The sequence below is a fragment of the Streptomyces sp. NPDC026515 genome, assembly GCF_055567595.1.
The window spans coordinates 194,803-212,682 of sequence record NZ_JBVHQD010000005.1 but is presented as its reverse complement, the minus strand read 5'-3'; the positions used below and the strand labels follow the sequence as shown (position 1 = coordinate 212,682).

General features: G+C 72.8%; 17 protein-coding genes and 1 pseudogene. 10 read left to right on the top strand and 8 right to left on the bottom strand.

The window, feature by feature from the left end; genetic code table 11:
- Positions 1 to 82 precede the first annotated feature (82 nt).
- Positions 83 to 841, top strand: a complete 759-nt coding sequence (locus ACZ4O3_RS11805) for a class I SAM-dependent methyltransferase (protein WP_467722043.1) — start codon at positions 83 to 85, stop codon at positions 839 to 841.
- Here ACZ4O3_RS11805 and ACZ4O3_RS11800 read toward each other — a convergent pair.
- The 4 genes from ACZ4O3_RS11800 to ACZ4O3_RS11785 all read right to left on the bottom strand — a co-directional run bounded on the left by ACZ4O3_RS11800 (position 811) and on the right by ACZ4O3_RS11785 (position 4,774).
- On the bottom strand, positions 811 to 1,554 hold the full coding sequence (locus tag ACZ4O3_RS11800; protein ID WP_467722042.1) for a GntR family transcriptional regulator: 744 nt from the start codon (positions 1,552 to 1,554) through the stop codon (positions 811 to 813). The genes ACZ4O3_RS11805 and ACZ4O3_RS11800 overlap by 31 nt on opposite strands.
- 120 nt (positions 1,555 to 1,674) lie before the next feature.
- A complete protein-coding gene (locus ACZ4O3_RS11795) occupies positions 1,675 to 2,841 on the bottom strand; it encodes a serine hydrolase domain-containing protein (protein ID WP_467722041.1) in 1,167 nt (388 codons plus the stop codon).
- A 240-nt stretch (positions 2,842 to 3,081) separates the two neighbouring features.
- Complete coding sequence (locus ACZ4O3_RS11790; RefSeq protein ID WP_362727394.1) at positions 3,082 to 4,050, bottom strand: acetylxylan esterase; 969 nt, start codon at positions 4,048 to 4,050, stop codon at positions 3,082 to 3,084.
- 136 nt (positions 4,051 to 4,186) lie between these two features.
- The gene (locus ACZ4O3_RS11785) at positions 4,187 to 4,774 is read right to left on the bottom strand and encodes a DUF3592 domain-containing protein (RefSeq protein WP_362727396.1); all 588 of its coding nucleotides are present in this window, start codon (positions 4,772 to 4,774) and stop codon (positions 4,187 to 4,189) included.
- Between the two features lie 331 nt (positions 4,775 to 5,105).
- Here ACZ4O3_RS11785 and ACZ4O3_RS11780 point away from each other — a divergent pair, with 331 nt between their 5' ends.
- The 3 genes from ACZ4O3_RS11780 (at position 5,106) to ACZ4O3_RS11770 (ending at position 7,535) form a co-directional block, all read left to right on the top strand.
- A complete protein-coding gene (locus ACZ4O3_RS11780; protein ID WP_467722040.1) occupies positions 5,106 to 5,696 on the top strand; it encodes a cysteine hydrolase family protein in 591 nt (196 codons plus the stop codon).
- A 169-nt stretch (positions 5,697 to 5,865) separates the two neighbouring features.
- Positions 5,866 to 6,789: an NADP-dependent oxidoreductase gene (locus ACZ4O3_RS11775; RefSeq protein ID WP_467722039.1), complete on the top strand. Its 924-nt coding sequence runs from the start codon at positions 5,866 to 5,868 to the stop codon at positions 6,787 to 6,789.
- Positions 6,786 to 7,535, top strand: coding sequence for a GNAT family N-acetyltransferase (locus ACZ4O3_RS11770; protein ID WP_467722038.1), 750 nt, complete (start codon positions 6,786 to 6,788; stop codon positions 7,533 to 7,535). The genes ACZ4O3_RS11775 and ACZ4O3_RS11770 overlap by 4 nt, the downstream gene beginning before the upstream one ends.
- Here the strand turns inward: ACZ4O3_RS11770 and ACZ4O3_RS11765 are convergent.
- The gene (locus ACZ4O3_RS11765) at positions 7,496 to 7,960 is read right to left on the bottom strand and encodes a MarR family winged helix-turn-helix transcriptional regulator (protein WP_467722037.1); all 465 of its coding nucleotides are present in this window, start codon (positions 7,958 to 7,960) and stop codon (positions 7,496 to 7,498) included. The genes ACZ4O3_RS11770 and ACZ4O3_RS11765 overlap by 40 nt on opposite strands.
- Before the next feature lie 96 nt (positions 7,961 to 8,056).
- On the opposite strand from ACZ4O3_RS11765, the pseudogene ACZ4O3_RS11760 reads away from it, so the two are divergent.
- Positions 8,057 to 9,126: pseudogene (locus ACZ4O3_RS11760) on the top strand (ABC-2 transporter permease).
- A 33-nt stretch (positions 9,127 to 9,159) separates the two neighbouring features.
- Positions 9,160 to 9,945: a putative protein N(5)-glutamine methyltransferase gene (locus ACZ4O3_RS11755; protein WP_467722036.1), complete on the top strand. Its 786-nt coding sequence runs from the start codon at positions 9,160 to 9,162 to the stop codon at positions 9,943 to 9,945.
- On the opposite strand, the gene ACZ4O3_RS11750 is transcribed toward ACZ4O3_RS11755, so the two are convergent.
- Positions 9,942 to 10,676, bottom strand: coding sequence for a hypothetical protein (locus ACZ4O3_RS11750; protein WP_467722035.1), 735 nt, complete (start codon positions 10,674 to 10,676; stop codon positions 9,942 to 9,944). The two genes, ACZ4O3_RS11755 and ACZ4O3_RS11750, sit on opposite strands and share 4 nt — an antisense overlap.
- A gap of 151 nt (positions 10,677 to 10,827) precedes the next feature.
- Complete coding sequence (locus ACZ4O3_RS11745) at positions 10,828 to 12,912, bottom strand: SpoIIE family protein phosphatase (RefSeq protein ID WP_467722034.1); 2,085 nt, start codon at positions 12,910 to 12,912, stop codon at positions 10,828 to 10,830.
- Positions 12,913 to 13,185: 273 nt separating this feature from the next.
- On the opposite strand from ACZ4O3_RS11745, the gene ACZ4O3_RS11740 reads away from it, so the two are divergent.
- The 4 genes from ACZ4O3_RS11740 (at position 13,186) to ACZ4O3_RS11725 (ending at position 17,234) form a co-directional block, all read left to right on the top strand.
- Complete coding sequence (locus ACZ4O3_RS11740) at positions 13,186 to 14,055, top strand: hypothetical protein (RefSeq protein ID WP_362725045.1); 870 nt, start codon at positions 13,186 to 13,188, stop codon at positions 14,053 to 14,055.
- 124 nt (positions 14,056 to 14,179) lie between these two features.
- Entirely contained in the window at positions 14,180 to 14,548 is a 369-nt protein-coding gene (locus tag ACZ4O3_RS11735) for a hypothetical protein (protein ID WP_362725048.1), read from the top strand.
- 105 nt (positions 14,549 to 14,653) lie between these two features.
- Positions 14,654 to 16,669, top strand: coding sequence for an FAD-dependent oxidoreductase (locus ACZ4O3_RS11730; RefSeq protein ID WP_467722033.1), 2,016 nt, complete (start codon positions 14,654 to 14,656; stop codon positions 16,667 to 16,669).
- Positions 16,670 to 16,691: 22 nt separating this feature from the next.
- Complete coding sequence (locus ACZ4O3_RS11725) at positions 16,692 to 17,234, top strand: PadR family transcriptional regulator (RefSeq protein WP_362725053.1); 543 nt, start codon at positions 16,692 to 16,694, stop codon at positions 17,232 to 17,234.
- A 7-nt stretch (positions 17,235 to 17,241) separates the two neighbouring features.
- Here ACZ4O3_RS11725 and ACZ4O3_RS11720 read toward each other — a convergent pair whose 3' ends face one another.
- The gene (locus ACZ4O3_RS11720) at positions 17,242 to 17,808 is read right to left on the bottom strand and encodes a hypothetical protein (protein WP_362725056.1); all 567 of its coding nucleotides are present in this window, start codon (positions 17,806 to 17,808) and stop codon (positions 17,242 to 17,244) included.
- Positions 17,809 to 17,880 lie beyond the last annotated feature (72 nt).

The following is a 17,880-nucleotide window of genomic DNA, read 5'->3' as shown; positions in this document are numbered from 1 at the left end:
GCAGACCCGGCGAAGGGGCGCCCCGTCGCGCGGGCCGCGCCTGCGACGGGTCGGCTGCCGGTCGCTCCCGTAAGCTGGCCGGATGTTCAGCCCCGATGGCCCGAGTCTGCGCGAGCTCACCGTCCAGGCACTGTCCTCGGTCGAGTGCGGCTACGACCTGCTGGCCCCGAAGTTCGACCACACCCCCTTCCGGACCCCGGACTCGGTCCTGGAGTCGGTCGCCAAGGCGCTCACCCCGCTGGGCCCGTATCCGGACGGCCTCGACCTGTGCTGCGGCACCGGCGCCGGTCTGGACGTGCTGGCCCAGGTGTGCCCGACCAGCGTCACCGGCGTCGACTTCAGCGCCGGCATGCTCGACATCGCCCGGCGGCTGCCCCCGCCCGACGGGCCGGACGTCCGCTGGGTGCGCGCGGACGCCCGGGCCCTGCCGTTCGGGCCGGTCTTCGACCTGGTGGTCAGCTTCGGGGCGTTCGGGCACTTCCTGCCCCGGGAGCTGCCCGGACTCTTCGGCCAGGTCCACTCGGTCCTGCGGCCGGACGGCGTCTTCGCCTTCCCGGTGCCGGCGCCGCCGCGCCCCACGCGCCCCGGGTTCTGGATCCTGCTCGGCTTCGACGCGGTGATGCGGGTGCGCAACGCCCTGTGGCGGCCGCCCTTCGTCATGTACTACCGGGCCTTCCGACTCGGGTCCGTGCTGGGGGAGTTGGAGCGGGCAGGGTTCTCGGTGGAGCTGTGCGCGCTGCCCGGGTTCGGGCGGCGTGACGACGGCAGCCCGCGCGCCCGGCTCGTCGTGGCCAGGAAGACCGGCGCGGGTCAGCCCGCGGCCGGGACCGTGAACTCGTAGACCAGTGTCTCCTGCTGGGCGTCCACCACGAGGTCGGTGATCTCCAACGGACGGGCGTACTGGTCGTGCACCCGGCGGGTCACCAGGACCGAGGCCGCGTTCGCGATCTGGCTGATCGAGTCCCGGTGGTGCAGCGTGAGGCCGGCCTTGCGCATCCAGTCGTAGGCCCGCCGCAGTTGGGCGGCGGCCGCGCCGTCGGCCCGGTCCCGGTAGCGGCCCAGTTCCTCGACCTCGGTCAGGGCGACGGCGGAGAAGGAGGTCACCGCGGTGCGCAGGGCGCGGCCGTCGGGTGCGGCCGACTCGAAGCGGTGGACCAGGGTCGGCCGGTGCGGGGCCAGACCCAGGGCCGCCGCGTGCTCCGGTGGCGGCTCCTCCCAGGTCACCGTGGCGCGGTCGACCGCGCCGTGCTCCGTGCTTCCGGCGCCCACCGGGAACGCCAGGGAGACCGGGCTCTCCACCGGCCGTCCGTGCAGCGTGGCGTGACTGCCCCGCCGGTCGGTGGCGACCAGGCCGCTGTGCCGCAGCACCTCCAGCGCCTGCCGGACGGTCTCCCGGCTGACGCCGAAGTGCTGTGCCAACTGCCGTTCCCCCGGCAGTCGTTCGCCCGGCGGGATGGTTCCGGCGCGCAGCTCGCCGAGCAGCTGTGTCGCGATCCGCCCGTACAGGGGCTGCTCTTCGTTCTCGGAGTGGTCGTGGTGGGTGGTGCGGACCATGCCGCGCCTCCTGTTGGTGACAAGACGTAGCCGTGCGGGCTCATTGCGCGACCAGATCTAGCATTGGTCTAAACCATCAGGGAAGGGCGGCTCACAGGTTCGGCCGAAACCGAACCGGCCTCAAAGGCTCGCGTAGAGGGCGGTCACCAGGGCCGTCTTCCGGGGGTCGTCCGCGATCCGCGGCCCCATGCGGTTCATCACGTACCCCAGCGAAACCCCTGCCTCCGGATCGGCCAGCCCGCACGAACCGCCGAAGCCGTCGTGCCCGAAGGCCCGTGGGTTCGGTCCGTAGGAGCCGTTCGTCCCACTCAGCCACAGACCGAGCGCCACCTCGGTCTCGTGCTCGAAACCCGCCCCCAGCACCAGGTCACGGCAGCTGCCCTGCCCCTCGCGCACCCGCTCGGCGGCCTTTGGCGACAGCAGGCGCAGACCGCCGAACTCGCCGCGGCCCGCGAACACGCCGTACAGCGCGGCCACCGCCCGTGCCGTGCCGTGACCGTTGGCCGCCGGGATCTCGGCCGCCCGCCACTCGGGCGTGTTCGCCGCGCCGGCGCCCACTCCCGGGTTGGCCAGTGCCGCCACCGCCGCCGGTGCCAACTGGCTGAAGATCGCAGCCTGTTCGCTGTCGGACATGACCCGTGGATGGTCCAGCACCGCCGCCCGTCCGGTCTCCTTCTCCGGGAGCCCGACGGTGAAGTCGATGCCCAGAGGTCCGGTCACCTCCCGCTCCAGGAACGCCCCCGGCAGCAGCCCCGACACCCGCCGCACCACCTCGCCGACCAGGAACCCGTAGGTGATCGCGTGATATCCGGACCGTGTACCCGGCTCCCACCAGGGCTCCGTCGCCGCCAGCCGGGAGGTCGTCAACTCCCAGTCGTACAGCTGCTGGAGCGAGTGCGGCTCCCGCAGCCCGGACAGTCCGGCCCGGTGCGAGAGCAGATGCCGGACGAGGACCCGCTCCTTGCCCGCCGCCGCGAACTCGGGCCAGTAGTCGGCCACCGGCGCGTCGAGGTCGAGCAGCCCCCGGTCGGCCAGGATGTGCGCGCAGAGGGCTACCGGGCCCTTCGTCGTCGACCAGACGTTCACCAGGGTGTCGCGTTCCCACGGCCGGGCGCGTCCGGGCTCAGCCCAGCCGCCCCACAGATCCACGACCGTCTCGCCGTCGACCGTCACCGCCACGGCGGCGCCCAGCTCCCCACGGTCCCGGAAGTTCCCCTCGAAGGCCTCCCGTACCGCCGCGAAACGCGGCTCGCAGTGACCGTGGACCAGCGGCTCGTGCTCGGACATGCGCCCTCCGTCGTACGCCGGAAAACCCGGACCGCCACGCCGCGGCCCGGGCACTCCGAACGTACCGACTGGTCGGACTGGAGGGAAGGGCGGCGGGCGGACGCGCATCTGCTCCCCGTGGCCGACACGGCGCTCGACACCATGGCCACCCTCTCGGCGGACGGCTCGCGAGGCGCGGCGACGATCGGCCGGCCGGTGTGACGTGCGACAGCCGTCCGGGAGCAGGTGTTCCACGTCCCCTCAGGCGTGGGCGCGCAGCCAGCGCAGCTTCGCCGCCTCGTGGTACGGGCCCCCGCCCTCGTGGTCGTTGAAGTCGTACACCTCGATCGCCTTGTCCTCGTGCGCCCAGGCGTTGAAGGCCGAGAACACCGTGGACGGCGGACAGGTCTGGTCCTCCAGGGCCGCCGAGAACAGCGCCGGGGCCCGGCCGCGCGCCGCGAAGTGCACACCGTCGAAGTAGGACAGGGTGCGCTGCACGTCCGCCGAGCGGCCGCGGTGCGTCTTGAGGAACAGGGCGATCTCGCGGTAGGGATGGCGGTCCGTCACGGTGACGGCGCGCGGGAAGTCGCAGAGGAACGGCACGTCCGGCGCCACCGCCACCAGGTCCGGGACCAGCCCGCCGACCGCGATGCTGATCCCGCCGCCCTGGCTGGCGCCGAGCGCCACCGTCCGCGCCGAGTCGGTGAGCGGGTGCGAGCGGGCCGCCTCGACAGCCCGGACCGCGTCCGTGTACACCCGGCGGTAGTAGTAGTTCTCGGGCGCGTCGATGCCGCGCGTCATGAACCCGGGGAACGCCGGCCCGCCACCCACCGGGTCGGCGGTGCCGCCCCCGCCGCCCCAGGCGCTGCCCTGGCCCCGGGTGTCCATCACGAAATGCGCCCGCCCGGTGGACGCCCACAGCAGGTTCTCGTGCGCCAGTCCGCGCCCGCCGCCGTAGCCGACGAACTCCACGATCAGCGGCAGCGGTCCGGTGGCCCTGGCAGGCAGCCGCAGCCAGCCCTTCACCGGGTGGCCGCCGAACCCCGCGAAGGTCACGTCGTACACGTCGACCGTGGACAGCCCGGTGTCGACCGGTTCGAAGCGGGCGTCGAGGTCGTGCCCGCGGGCCTCCTGGAGCGTCCTGGACCAGAAGGCGTCGAAGTCCTCGGGCGCCGCCGACGTGCTGCGGTGCTCACGGAGTTCGTCGAAGGGAAGGTCGAACAGGGCCATCAACAACCGCCTTTGGGCGCAGGGATCATGCCGGTGATCACACCGTACGCGGGCGGCCGGACGGGTCGCCAGGCCTCCGCCGCCGCTGTCACAGGAGGTCAGACACGGTGGACGCGGCGCAGCGGAGGGCGGGACCTCAGGTCCGGCCGCGGGTCCAGTCCGGTCCGGTGCGGGCCCACTCCTGTTCCCACTCGGCGAGCCGGCGCCGCAGCGCGACCCGGCGGACGACCCCGTGACCGAGCAGCACCACGGCCGTGGCGCCGCCCGCCCCGCACAGGCCCACCGTGACCGTGTGCTGCCAGACGGCGACCTCGTCGGGCGGTGGGGCGACACTGTGCCCCCGGCGGTCGAACCACACCTCGACCCGGTCACCGGTCCTGGTCCCCGCCGGTACCCGGGCCAGCGCGGTCCTCGTCCCCTTGCCGGGTTCGGTCCAGCGGACGTCGGTCTGGTAGGCGTGCTCCCGGTCGCCGCCCTCCGCCGACGGCAGCTGCTCCGGCGCGTCCCCGACGACCGACGCCCGTACCATGTGCCGCTCGGCCCGCTGAGCCGTGGCCACCGACCGCGCCTGATCATGGGCCCACAGCCCCGCCACCGCCCCCACCAGGGGCGCACCTATGCACAGCAGGACCGCGACGGACAGCGCGATCCATGCCTCCACCTGGTCGGACTTGCGCCGCAGCGGGTTGTACCGCCAGCGCCAGCCACGCACTCGGGTACGCATGTCGACCTCCTCGCCGCCACGGGAGCCGTAGGGCCGGACAGCCGGTCCGCAGCTCCAGCGTGCCCCCCTTGCACGCGAGCGTCCACACGGTGTGCCACCCCGTACGGCGCAGCGGGCCCACCTGACGGCGTAACCAGGGCGAAAGCGGCCGACGTGTACGTTCCGTGCCACGCCGCACCGAGGGCGGCCCTCTCCGCCGAAAGGCGCCGGAGGACGGGGGCTTTCATCATGAAGATGCACGTGGTGCGCGCTTGGCTCTTCGGCGTGGCGAGCCGGGAGAGGACTGGTCATGTCGACACCTGAGCAGGCTTACGAACCTGAACTCACGGGGTTGCTCGTCGTCGATCCCTACAACGACTTCCTGTCGGAGGGCGGCAAGCTGTACGAACGCAGCCGTTCCACCCTTGAGGGGCGCGATGTCGTCGAGCACATGCGGCAGGTCCTCGCCGCCGCTCGGGGGGCCGGAACGCAGGTCTTCATCGCCCCGCACCACCGCTGGCGGGAAAGCGATCCGTACAGCCACTGGAAGACGATTCCTCCCGTTCAGGCGTCCGCCGCCGAGGGGCGGATTTTCGCCGACGGAACCTGGGGCGGCAGCTTTCACCCCGATTTCCAGCCGCGTCCCGGCGAGGTCGTCGCGCACGAGCACTGGATGTCGTCCGGATTCGCCAACACGGACCTCGACCTGCAGCTCAAGAAGCACGGCGTCCGCAAAGTCGTCCTGATCGGCATGCGCGCCAACACCTGCATCGAATCCACCGTGCGCTTCGCGGCGGAACTCGGCTACGAGGTCACGGTGGTGAAGGACGCCATCGGCAGCTTCGGGTTCCCGGAGATGGACGCGTCACTGCGCTTCAACATGCCCTCCTACGCGAGGGCCATCGTCCCGACCGACGAAATCGTCGCGGGACTGTCAGCCTGAAAGGCCGCCGGCTCGGCGGCCACGGCCCGCGTGCGCCCAGGTCAGAGCCCCGATCATTGCGGCCGTATGAACGATTCGAGGGCGCGGGAATAGCGTCCCGGCGATCCTCCTTGGCCCAGAGAGCCGGTACCGGGAAACCGGTGACAGCATCTGAGAGCGAGGAAGAACGATGCCCAAGGCGTACGTCTACACCAGGCACGGCGGGCCCGAGACCGAGGCCTTCGCCGATGTGGACCGGCCCGTTCCCGGCCCCGGTGAGCTGCTGGTCGCGGTGCGGGCGGCGGGGGTCAACCCCGTCGACTGGAAGCTTCGAAACGGCTTCCGCCGGCCGGGCGAGGGCGAGGCGCGCTTCCCGGTCGTGCTCGGCAGCGAGGCCGCCGGGGTGGTCGAGGAAATCGGCGCGGGGGTGACCGGGTTCGCCGTCGGCGACGAGGTCTTCGGCAACACACCGGCCGGTGCGTTCGCCGAGTACGCCCTGCTGACGGCGTCCGTGACGGCGCACAAGCCCGCCGCGCTGTCCTTCACCGACGCCGCCACCCTGCCGGTCGCCGCCGCCACCGCCTACGACGGGGTGCGCCAGCTCGACCTGCCCGAGGGTGCGACCCTGCTGGTCACCGGTGCGGGCGGTGGAGTCGGCGCGGCGGCCCTGCAGATCGCCCGGGCCCGGGGGCTGCGGGTAGTGGGCGTGGCGAGCGAGGCCAAGAAGGGCTTCGTGGAGGGGCTCGGCGCGGTGCACGTGCCCTCCGGCCCCGGCCTGGCCGAGCGGGTGCGGGCCGCCGCGCCCGCGGGCGTGGACGCGGTGTACGACCTGGTGGGCGGTGAGGTGCTCGCCGAGGCGGCCGGCCTGATCGAGGACCGCGCCAAGCTGATCACCGCGGGGGCCGCCCCGGACACCGTGGCCGCGCTGGGCGGCAGCCGGGTCGAACGCGCCCGTACCGCGGCGGTCCTCGACGAGGTGGCCGAACTGGTCGTGGGCGGCGAGCTGGACCCCTACGTCTCGCGGACCTTCCCGCTCGAGGAGGCCGGCCAGGCGCTGCGCACCGTCGAGGACGGGCATGCGCGCGGCAAGATCGTGATCGAGGTCGCCGCATGAGCGTCCCTGGTCCCCGCCAGGGCGCGCCGCACGTCCTGGACAATCCCGCCCTCGCCTCGCTGACCGGCCCGCACGCCCTCTTCGCCGAACGGCGTGGACGGATCCTGCGCTACCCCGTCGACGTCTCCCCCTGGCTGGCGCTGCCCGGCGAGCCCGACGCCGACGACTGGGCCGATCTCGCCGCCCTGGCCGGGCCCGGCACGGAGGTCGGGCTGCCCGGCTACCGCGGTGACCTCCCCGACGGCTGGGTACTCACCATGAACATCCCGGGCGTGCAGCTGGTGGACGAGGGCATGGAGGCCGTACCGGAGCCGCAGGCGGTGCGCCTCGGTCCGGCCGACGTACCCGAGATCCTCGACCTGATCGAGCGGACCCGGCCGGGCCCGTTCCTGCCCCGCACCATCGAACTCGGCACGTACCTGGGCATCCGCCGGGACGGGAGGCTGGTCGCGATGGCGGGGGAGCGGCTGCACCCGCCGGGCTGGACCGAGATCAGCGCGGTCTGCACCGATCCGGCGTACCGGGGCGAAGGCCTGGCGACCCGGCTGATCCGGGCGGTCGCGTACGGCATCCGGGCCCGCGGCGAGACCCCGTTCCTGCACACCGGAGCCGGGAACACCACCGCGATACGGCTGTACGAGTCCCTCGGCTTCCGGCTGCGCCGTCGTACCGCGTTCCTCGCGGCCCGGGTGCCGCAGACGGTCGGTCAGTCCTCGCCGGTCCCCGCGGACGCCCCCGCGTTGTAGCGCTCCAGGTACCCGGCGAACCTGGCCAGGTCCTCCTCGGGCCAGTCGGCCAACCGCTCCCGGAAGGCGGTCCGGCGGCTGCGCGTGACCTGGGCCAGGATCTCCTGCCCGGCCTCCGTGAGATGCAGTACCTGGACCCGGTGGTCCTCCGGGTCCGGGCGCCGCTCGATCAGCCCGGCCCGTTCCAGCGACCCGACCTGCCGGCTGACCGTCGACTTGTCCAGCGCGTAGTGCGCGGCCAGGTCGGTCGCCCGGCAGCCGCCGCGCTCCTCCAGATGTCCGAGGAGCGTGTACGACACCAGTGACAGCTCGGGATGCATGCGCCCGGCGGATGCCCGGGCCCGGCGCGCGAAGGCCGTCATCTCGTGCTGGATGGTCTCGACGGCCGCCTCGGCCGCCGTCGCCCCGGCCGTCGGCACGTTCATGGGAATACCTCCTCCGACATTCTAGTTGCATAGTACAACTTCATCAGGAGTTGTATATGCCAACCAATTTCCCGGAAGGTCTGTAAGTCGTGCGCGGTGAGGTCACCGGCGCCGCGCCATGTGCTCACGCACCTGATCACCCCGCTGCTGATGTGCCTGGGCATGGGGCTCGCCTACATGGAGGCGTTCGTCCACCCGGAGCCCCACCACATGCCCGTCGCCGTGATCGGTGCCGGCCCGAAGGCGAAGGGGTTCGCGCAGACCATCAAGGACACCGCGGGGGACCGGCTCGACGTCCGAACCGTCCCGTCCCGCGCCGCGGCCGTCGACCTGCTCACGTCCCGTACCGTCGCCGGCGCCTACGTGCCGCCACCGAGGCGCCCGAGCTGATCGTCGCCGGTGCCACCGCCGACACCGAGGCCACCGCCGTCGAGAAGGCCTTCACTTCCGTCGCCGCCCACGAGGGCGCTCCGCTCAAGGTCACCGACGTGGCCCGGCCGGTCGCCGAAGACCCCACGGGTCAGGGCCTGTTCTTCCTGCTCATCGCGGTGAGCATCGGTTCCTACGCTTCGGTCGGCGCGCTCGGCGCGGCCGGCGGCACGCTCCCCATGCGGATCCGTGCCCTGCTCGCGCTCGGCGTCTCCGCCGTCGTCGGCGGGATCGGCACCCTGCTCGCCGGACCGGTGTCCCACCTCGCCCACCACGACCTGGCCGGCGTCTGGGACCTGGCCTGGCTCTACTCGGCGGGCATCCTGCTCATCGGCGTCGGCCTGCGCACCTTCCTGCGGCGGTGGACCACGCTGGCCATGATGGTGCTGTTCGTGATGCTCAACTTCACCAGTTCCGGCGGGTTGTTCCGCCCCGAGCCGCAGAACGGCTTCTTCGGCACCCTGCACGCCTTCTGGAACGGCGCCGGCTTCGTCGAGGGCGTCCGCAGCCTGCTGTACTTCGGCGACGACGGCCTGCGCCGCGAGGTCGTGACCCTCGCGGTCTGGCTGCTGGCCGGCCTCGTACTCACCGCGGTCGCGGCCCTCCGCGAGCGGGCCAGGGCCCGGGCCGCGCGTCCGGCCGCACCGGCCTCGGCCGCCGCTCCCACGGCACGGGCGCGGGCGGACGAGGCGGAGGCGGCCGCGGTGACCGAGGAAGAGGAGACGGTCGGCGTGTGATCGACCGAGCGGCCGCCGGATAGACTCTCGGCGATGCTCTCACTCTCCGACACCACCGCCGTCGTCTCCGCGCTGCGCGCCGCGGGCTGTGTCTTCGCCGAGGACGAGGCGGACCTGATCCTGGCCACCGCCCGTACCCCGGACGAGCTGGCCACCATGGTGGACAGGCGAGCCGCCGGACAGCCCCTCGAACACGTCCTCGGCTGGGCCGGCTTCCACGGGCTGCGGGTGCTCGTGGGGCCCGGCGTCTTCGTGCCCCGCCGCCGGACCGAGTTCCTGGTCGACCAGGCCCTGGCCCAGGCCCCGGACGCGTCCGTGGTGGTGGACCTGTGCTGCGGCTCCGGCGCGGTGGGCGCGGCCCTCGCCGCCGCCCTCGGTGACGCCGAACTGCACGCCGCCGACATCGAACCGGCCGCGGTCGACTGCGCCCGGCGCAACATCGCCCCCTACGGCGGCCACGCCCACCGGGGCGACCTGTTCGACGCGCTGCCCGCCGCCCTGCGCGGCCGGATCGGCATCCTCGCGGCCAATGTGCCCTACGTCCCCAGCGGCGAGGTGGGCCTGCTGCCCGCCGAAGCCCGCGACCACGAGCCGCTGGTCGCCCTGGACGGCGGCGGCGACGGCCTGGACGTGCTGCGCAGAGTCGCCGCCGGAGCGCCCGAGTGGCTCGCGCCCGGCGGCTGCGTCCTCGTCGAGACCAGCGAACGCCAGGTGGCGGCGGCCCTCGAAGCGTTCGCCGCCGCGGGCCTGACGGCCCGGCTCGCGGTCTCGGAGGAGCTGTACGCCAACGTCGTGGTGGGCGTACGGGACCAGGGTTAGGTCGTCGCCCCGCTCGCCGAGGGGCTCGGTGACGGCGAGCGGTCACCGGGACGCTGCCACGGCCCGTGGTGGTCGTGCATGCCGCCCCGGCCCATGCCCCTGAAGTCACCGGAGAAGGCGGCCGCGGCGGTCAGCTTGCCGTCGTCGCCGCGGGTGCCGACCAGGAACGCCTTCGCGTCCTTCTTGAGCGAGCCGTCGTCGCCGCGCACCTTGACGCCCGAGCCCACCGTCCACGTCCACGACACACCGTCGGCGCTCTTCACCGTGACCTGGTCGTCGGCCACCTTCTCGACGGTGCCCCGCTGCCAGACGCGTACCACGTACTTGCCGGTGTCGGGGTCCTTGACGGTCGCCTCACCGTGCACCCCCAGGCCGCCCATGCCGAACCGGCCGTGCCCGGGGCCGTGCCCGTCCGGGGCGGCGGGCGGCGACGGTGCGCCCGAGGCGGCGGGCGGTGCGCCGGAGCCGCTCGCGCCGGATCCGGCGGCGAACGCCACGGTGCCGCCCAGGGCCAGAGCCCCGGCGACGAAGGCCACGGTCACGGCACGCGCGCGGGCCGGCTGCCGGCGCCACAGATCGCGTACCCGCCGGCCCGGGTCACGGTCCGGTCCGGGTGCGGCGAGCACTTCCCGGTGCGGGTCGGCCTGCGGGGGATGGTCCGGCACCGGCGGGACCGACGGGTCGGTTCCGCCGCCGTCACGGCGGTGTTCCTGCTCCGGTTCGTGCGTCACGGCTCGCTCCCATCGGCGAACGGCACGCGGCAAAGCGAGGCATGCCTGTCTGTGAATTGTCCGGGTTCGCCGATAAGAATTCGGTAACGAGTCCCTGTGAACGCGATGCAACCGCTGTCGGGCGGCCCGGGGGCCGCCCCCACCCCCCCGGCTAGGGCAGCGGTTCCTGCACCCGTGCGATGAGCAGCGCCACGTCGTCGTGGTTGTCGGGGTGATGCAGCTCCCGCAGCAGCAGGTCGCAGACCTCCTCCAGCGGCCGGGCGGGGTCGCCCAGGAGGGCCAGCAGCGCGTCCAGCCGCTCGTCCAGCGAGTGGCTGCGGGTCTCCACCAGACCGTCGGTGTAGAACACCAGCTCGTCACCGGGCTCGAAGTCGACCGCGGTGGTGGCGAAGGGGATCCCGCCGACGCCCAGCGGGACCCCGGTGGGCAGGTCGAGCAGTTCCGGCGGCCGGCCGGGACGGACCCGGACCGGCGGCAGATGGCCGGCGTTGGCGATCCAGCACTGCCGCAGCAGCGGGTCGTGCACCGCGTACACGCAGGTCGCGATGGAGTGGTCGAGGCCGGAGGTGGTCTTGTCCAGGTGCTCCAGCAGGACGGCCGGGTCGAGACCGAGGGAGGCCAGGGTGTTGGTCGCGGTGCGCAGCCGGCCCATCGTCGCGGCCGCGTTGATGCCGCTGCCCATCACGTCGCCCACGACGAGGGCCGTTCTGCCTCCGTCCAGCGGGATGACGTCGAACCAGTCGCCGCCCACCTCGACGGTGGCGCCGGCCGGCTGGTAGCGGGAGGCGACCTCCAGACCGTTGGTGACCCGGGGGTGGGTGGGAAGCAGGCTGCGCTGGAGGGTGAGCGCGGTGGTGCGGGCGTTCTGGTACCAGCGGGCGTTGTCGATCTGCACGGCCGCTCGGGCCGCCAGCTCGCGGGCCAGCAGCAGATCGTCGTCGTCGAAGGGCGCCGGGTGACTGGCGGTGCGCTTGAGGTCGAGGGCGCCCAGCACCTCGCCGCGGGCGATCAGCGGCACGGCCAGGTACGAGTGCAGCCCGGCCCGCGCCAGCAGCGCGGCCGCCTCGGGGGAGCGGGCGATCCTCGGCAGGTCCTCGTCCCGGACCTGCCGCACCAGGACCGCCTCGCCGGTCCGTACGCACTCGGTGACCAGCCGGTCGGGGGCGTACCGGGCGACCGTGCCCGGCACGTCGGCCGCCCGCACCGCGTCCGCTCCCCGCTCGGCGCGCACGGCGAGCGCGCGGAGCACGGCCGGCTCGGCCGGGCCGAGCGTGCTGCGCCGGCCTTCGACCACGGTGTCCAGCAGGTCCACGGCCGCCACGTCGGCCAGCTCCGGTACGGCGACGTCGGCCAGCTCGGCGGCCGTGCGCTCCAGGTCGAGCGTGGTGCCGATCCGGGTCGAGGCGTCGGCGATCACGGCCAGGCGCCGGCGCGCGTTCTCGGCCTCGACGCCGGCCCGGTAGGGCTCGGTGATGTCCACCACCGAGATGGCCACGCCCAGGACGTTGTCCAGCGCGTCCTCCAGCCGGTAGACCGACAGGGACCAGATGTGCTCCTCGTCCGGGTCGGCCGGCGTCCTGCCCACGATCGACTGGTCGATCAGCGGCTCACCGGTCCGCAGCACCCGCAGGTACGCCGACTCCAGGGCGTCGGCGTCCAGGAGCGGCACCACCTCACGCAGCGTCCGCCCCAGATGTTCCTCGACCGGGACCCCGTTGATCCGCTCCAGCGCGGGGTTGACCGAGACGAACCGCAGCTCCGTGTCGAGGACGGCCAGCCCGATCGGTGACTGCTTCACGATCCGCTCGGACAGCGCCAGGTCCTGTTCCAGGCGGCGCACCGTCGACTGGTCGGCGGCCAGACCCAGCGCGAACACGTCGCCGTTGTCGTCGGTGAGCCGCATGTTGCGGAACTCCACCACATGGGTGGTGCCGTCCTTGTGCAGGATCGGGAAGCCGCCCGCCCAGCTCTGCCCGGTACGCATCACGTCCGCGAACAGCTTGCCGACCAGTTCGATGTGGCGTTCGTCCACCATCAGCCGGGCCGCGTACTGCCCGAGCGCCTCGTGGGCCGAGTAGCCGAACAACTCCTCGGCCTGGGGGCTCCACAGCGCGATGCGTCCCCTGGAGTCCAGCACGACCGAGGCCACGCGCAGGACGTCGAGCAGCCCGCCCGGACGCACGGGGCCGCGCACGGGCTCCAGGCCCCCGGGTCCCGACGCCTCGGCTGGACTCATTGCACGCACCGCCTTCGAACCTGCGCACGGCACGCCGTCCCCCGTGCCGACTCTCCTTGTTCTATCGCGTTCACTCCCGACTCTCCGACGCCGCCGCCGACTTTTCCACCATCTCTCAACACGGCGGCGTCCGTGCGGCGAAACCGGCACCGGGGCGGCACGGGCCCGAGTTCACCTTCCCGTTCCGTCGCCGGTCTGTACATGTCTGTCAGGTGCACGCCAGACTGACCGCCGAACGCGCGTCCCACCCCCCGAACCGAGGAGTAGGCTTCCATGCCCGCGTCCACCCGGCAACGTTGTCGCGCAGGCCTGACCGCCCTGGTCGCCCTGGCCGCGGCCTTCGCCCTGTCGACCGGCCCGGCGTCCGCCGCCGACACCTGGACCGAGACCGGCTCCGACCGCGCCGACCCGCTCACCGAGAGCCAGGGGCTGACCTCGGTCGAGGTCCCCGCCAACAGCGCCAACCGCTACACCGGCATCGGCACCATCCCGATCGGCGTCTCCGGTCGAGGCTGGAACCACGTCGGCGATCCCGACGAGTCCTACGACGGCTACTACGTCGAGCCCTACCAGGCGGACTCCGGCACCGCCAAGATGTACCGGGTGCAGGCCCCCGGCGGCGCCTGGTCCGAGTACGTGCACACGCTCGCCACCGGAGAGGCCCTCAACAACTCCTGGGACGCGATCTCGCCCGACGGCCAGTACATGCTCTCCGGCGAGTACGGCACGATGACCCGCTTCCTGGTCTTCCCCACGCCGGGTGTCAACAAGGCCACCTCGCCGTCCGCGAACCTCCCGCTGGCCTCCGTCGTCAGCCTGGACCACGCGGTGCGTGACGTCCAGGGCTGCGACTTCTCCGGCGCGACCACGCTGCTGTGCTCCTCGGACGACCCGGACGGCAGCCTCTTCGGGTACGCCAAGCCGCTGCTGCAGATCGACCTGTCCGCCCAGCCCGGCACGGGTGGCGTCAGCGGCCACGTCACCGCCCTGCGCCAGCTCCCGCTGCGCAGTTCCTGCTCGGGCACCTTCGAGGCCGAGGGTGTCGACTTCGACCGGCGCACGGGCACCCTGCGCGTCATCGTGATGTCGCCCGGGTTCTGCATCCTCACGGACAGCAAGACGTACAGGTTCACGCGGGGCTGACTTCCCCGCCCGGGCGGTGCGCCGGGTGATGCACCACCTGGCAATCGGTGCTTTTCTGTTGGCATGGCGCGGTTCGCGGGGGAACCCGGGTGACCGCGCCATCGCCATGAGAGGAGCGATCGCCATGGGTCCTGAGCGACTGCACGAGGAACCCGTCTCGCTTGAGATCAGCGGGTGCAGCAAGGAAGACGCCCGGATCGTGTTCGACGCGCTGTGCCAGTGCTTCGAGTCCGACCGTGAGGCCGAGGACGTGCCCCAGCAGCTCCACGAGAGCCGCCCCATGGTGTGGCTCGGCACGTTCGAGGTCACCGACGCCCACGAGTGCACCCCGCCGCCCCGGCTCGCGGCCTCGGTCGAGGCCGACGCGCAGGGCGGTTACTGGGCGATCGACCGGCTCCGTACGACCCTCGACTCCCTGTTCACGGTCCGCAACCTGTCCTCCGTCTCGGGCGACCAGGAGAGGGAGCTGCACGTCCTGCTGGAAAGCCGGTGACCGGTGATCTGAGACACGTCACACCGGAGCCTTTGTGCAACTAGTTGCATAATTCGTGCGCGGTCCTCTAGAACTGCTGTGAAGACACCGCGCACGGAGGTTCCGATGAGCCCGTACCCGCACCTGTTGAAACCCCTCGACCTGGGCTTCACCACGCTGCCCAACCGCGTGCTCATGGGCTCCATGCACGTGGGCCTGGAGGAGGCCGAGCGCGGCTTCGAGCGGATGGCGGAGTTCTACGCTGCCCGGGCCCGCGGCGGAGTGGGCCTCATCGTCACCGGCGGCATCGCACCCAACGAGGAGGGCCGGCCCTACGAGGGCGGCGCCAAGCTCACCACGGAGGAGGAGGCCGCACAGCACCGGACCGTCACCGGGGCCGTGCACCGCGAGGGCGGCCGGATCGCGCTGCAGATCCTGCACTTCGGCCGCTACGCCTACCACCAGGACCTCGTCGCGCCCAGCGCGCTCCAGGCCCCGATCAGCCCCTTCGCGCCCCGTGAACTCACCGACGAGGACGTCGAGCGGACCATCGACGACTACGTCCGCACCGCCCGCCTCGCCCGGCGGGCCGGCTACGACGGCGTCGAGATCATGGGCTCCGAGGGCTACCTCGTCAACGAGTTCATCGCCGCCGGGACCAACCGCCGCACCGACCGCTGGGGCGGGTCGTACGAGAACCGGATGCGGTTCCCCGTCGAGATCGTCCGGCGGGTGCGCGAGGCCGTCGGCACGGACTTCATCATCGTCTACCGGCTGTCCATGCTGGACCTGGTCCCGGGCGGCTCCTCCCTGGCCGAGGTGATCACCCTCGCCAAGGCCGTCGAGGCCGCCGGGGCGACCCTCATCAACACCGGCATCGGCTGGCACGAGGCCCGGATCCCCACCATCGCCACCTCGGTGCCGCGGGGCGCCTACACCTGGGTCACCAAACGGCTGATGGGCGAGGTCGCCGTCCCCCTGGTCACCACCAACCGCATCAACACCCCCGAACTCGCCGAGGAACTGCTCGCCGACGGCACCGCGGACATGGTCTCCGTGGCCCGGCCGATGCTCGCCGACCCCGACTTCGTCGCGAAGGCCGCGGCCGGCACGCCCGAGGCGATCAACACCTGCATCGGCTGCAACCAGGCCTGCCTCGACCACACCTTCAGCGGCAGGATCACCTCCTGCCTGGTCAACCCGCGTGCCTGCCACGAGACCGAACTGGTCCTCGCACCGACCAGGCGGCGCAAGAAGGTCGCGGTCGTCGGCGCGGGACCGGCCGGCCTGGCCTGCGCGGTCTCGGCCGCCGAACGCGGCCACCGGGTGACCCTGTTCGACGCGGCGGCCGAGATCGGCGGCCAGCTGAACGTGGCCCGCAAGGTCCCCGGCAAGCAGGAGTTCGACGAGACGCTGCGCTACTTCCGCCACCAGCTCGACGCCCACGGCGTGGACGTACGCCTGAACACGACCGTCGAGCCCGGGGACGTGACCGGCTTCGACGAGGTCGTGGTCGCCACCGGCGTCACCCCGCGCACCCCCGACATCCCGGGCGTCGACCACCCCCGCGTCCTCGGCTACCTCGACGTGCTGCGCGACGGCGCTCCCGTCGGCGACCGGGTCGCGATCCTCGGTGCCGGCGGTATCGGCTTCGACGTCGCCGAATACCTCACCGACGGCGGCGACAAGGCGAGCGAGGACCCGGCGACGTACTTCCGGCACTGGGGCGTCGACACGGACTACCGGAGCGCCGGCGGCCTCGCCGTGCCCGAGCGCCCCGCGCCCCCGCGCACCGTCCACCTGCTCCAGCGCCGGACCGGCAAGGTCGGCGCCGGACTCGGCAAGACCACCGGATGGATCCACCGTGCCGAACTCAAGCACCGGGGCGTCACCATGGTCCCGGGCGTGCGGTACGACCTGATCGACGACGCCGGACTGCATGTCACCGTCGACGGGGAGAGCACCGTCCTGGAGGTCGACACCGTCGTGCTGTGCACCGGGCAGGAACCGCGCCGGGACCTGTACGAGGAGCTGGTCGCCGCCGGCCGCAGCGCGCATCTCATCGGAGGCGCCGACGTCGCCGCCGAACTGGACGCCAAGCGGGCCATCAAGCAGGGCACCGAGCTGGCGGCCGTCCTGTAGGGGCCGTCCCTAGGATGGGCCCATGTCACTCCCGCACGCCATCCTCACCGCCCTGCTGGAGAAGCCGTCGTCGGGGCTGGAGCTGACCCGCAGGTTCGACCGGTCGATCGGCTACTTCTGGTCGGCCACGCACCAGCAGATCTACCGCGAGCTGGGAAAGCTGGAGGCCGAGGGCTACATCCGCACCCTGCCCACCGAGCAGCCGGCCCGCGGGCAGAAGAAGAGCTACGAGGTGCTGCCCGCGGGCCGTGCCGAACTGGCCCGCTGGACCGCCACCGCCCAGGACCCCAAGCCGCAGCGGGACGTGCTGCTGCTGCGGCTGCGCGCGGCGGCGGTGGTCGGCACCGACGGGCTCGAAGCCGACCTGCGCCGCCATCTGGAGCTGCACCGAAGGCAGTTGGCCGAGTACGAGGAGATCGAGCGGCGCGACTTCCCGCCGGGCAAGGACGCTCCCGAGGACCGGCTGCGGCACCTGGTGCTGCGGGCCGGCATCGACCTGGAGTCCTTCTGGACGGGGTGGCTCGACCAGGCCCTGCGGGAGTTCGGCGGACTTCCCGGGGGCTGACGGGGGTTCAGAGCCGGTACGGCTTCGACCGCTTGCGCAGGTACCAGCCGGTGGCGATGACGCCCGAGCCGACCAGCGCCGCGCCGACGCCCAGCGTGAGCGGACCGTAGTCGCGGGCGGCACCGCCCAGGCCGCCCATCACGCCCCGGGACGGTGCGGCCGACCTGCCGGTGGAGGGGGTCGTCGGCGGTGCCGCGGCGGTCGGCGGTGCCGCGGCGGATGCGGACACGATCACCGACTGGGTGCCCGCCGTACCGCCGTTGGAGCAGACGACGACCACCGTGTAGGTGCCGGGCGACACGCCCGACCAGGCGGCGGACTGGCTCACCGTGGTGCCCGCCAGGGCCGCCTGCCGCCCCTGGGCGAAGGAGGTCTGGCCGCTGTTGAGCAGCGAGGCGTTGCCCCAGCTGCCACCGCTCTGCGTGCAGGCACTGGTGACCACCGAGACCGTGGTGCCGGTGGTGCTCACCGAGATGCCGGTGACGGCGGCGGACGGGCCCGCGAGCCAGGTCGGAAGCGCGGCGGCGGCCGCCAGGGTCAGGCCGGAGCGGAGGAGAAGTCGTGAGTTGCGCATGTGGCTGCCCTCCGGCGGCACGGTAGGCGGAACGTCCCTTGCGCCGCCGAGGATCGGGAGACTCCCGTGCTG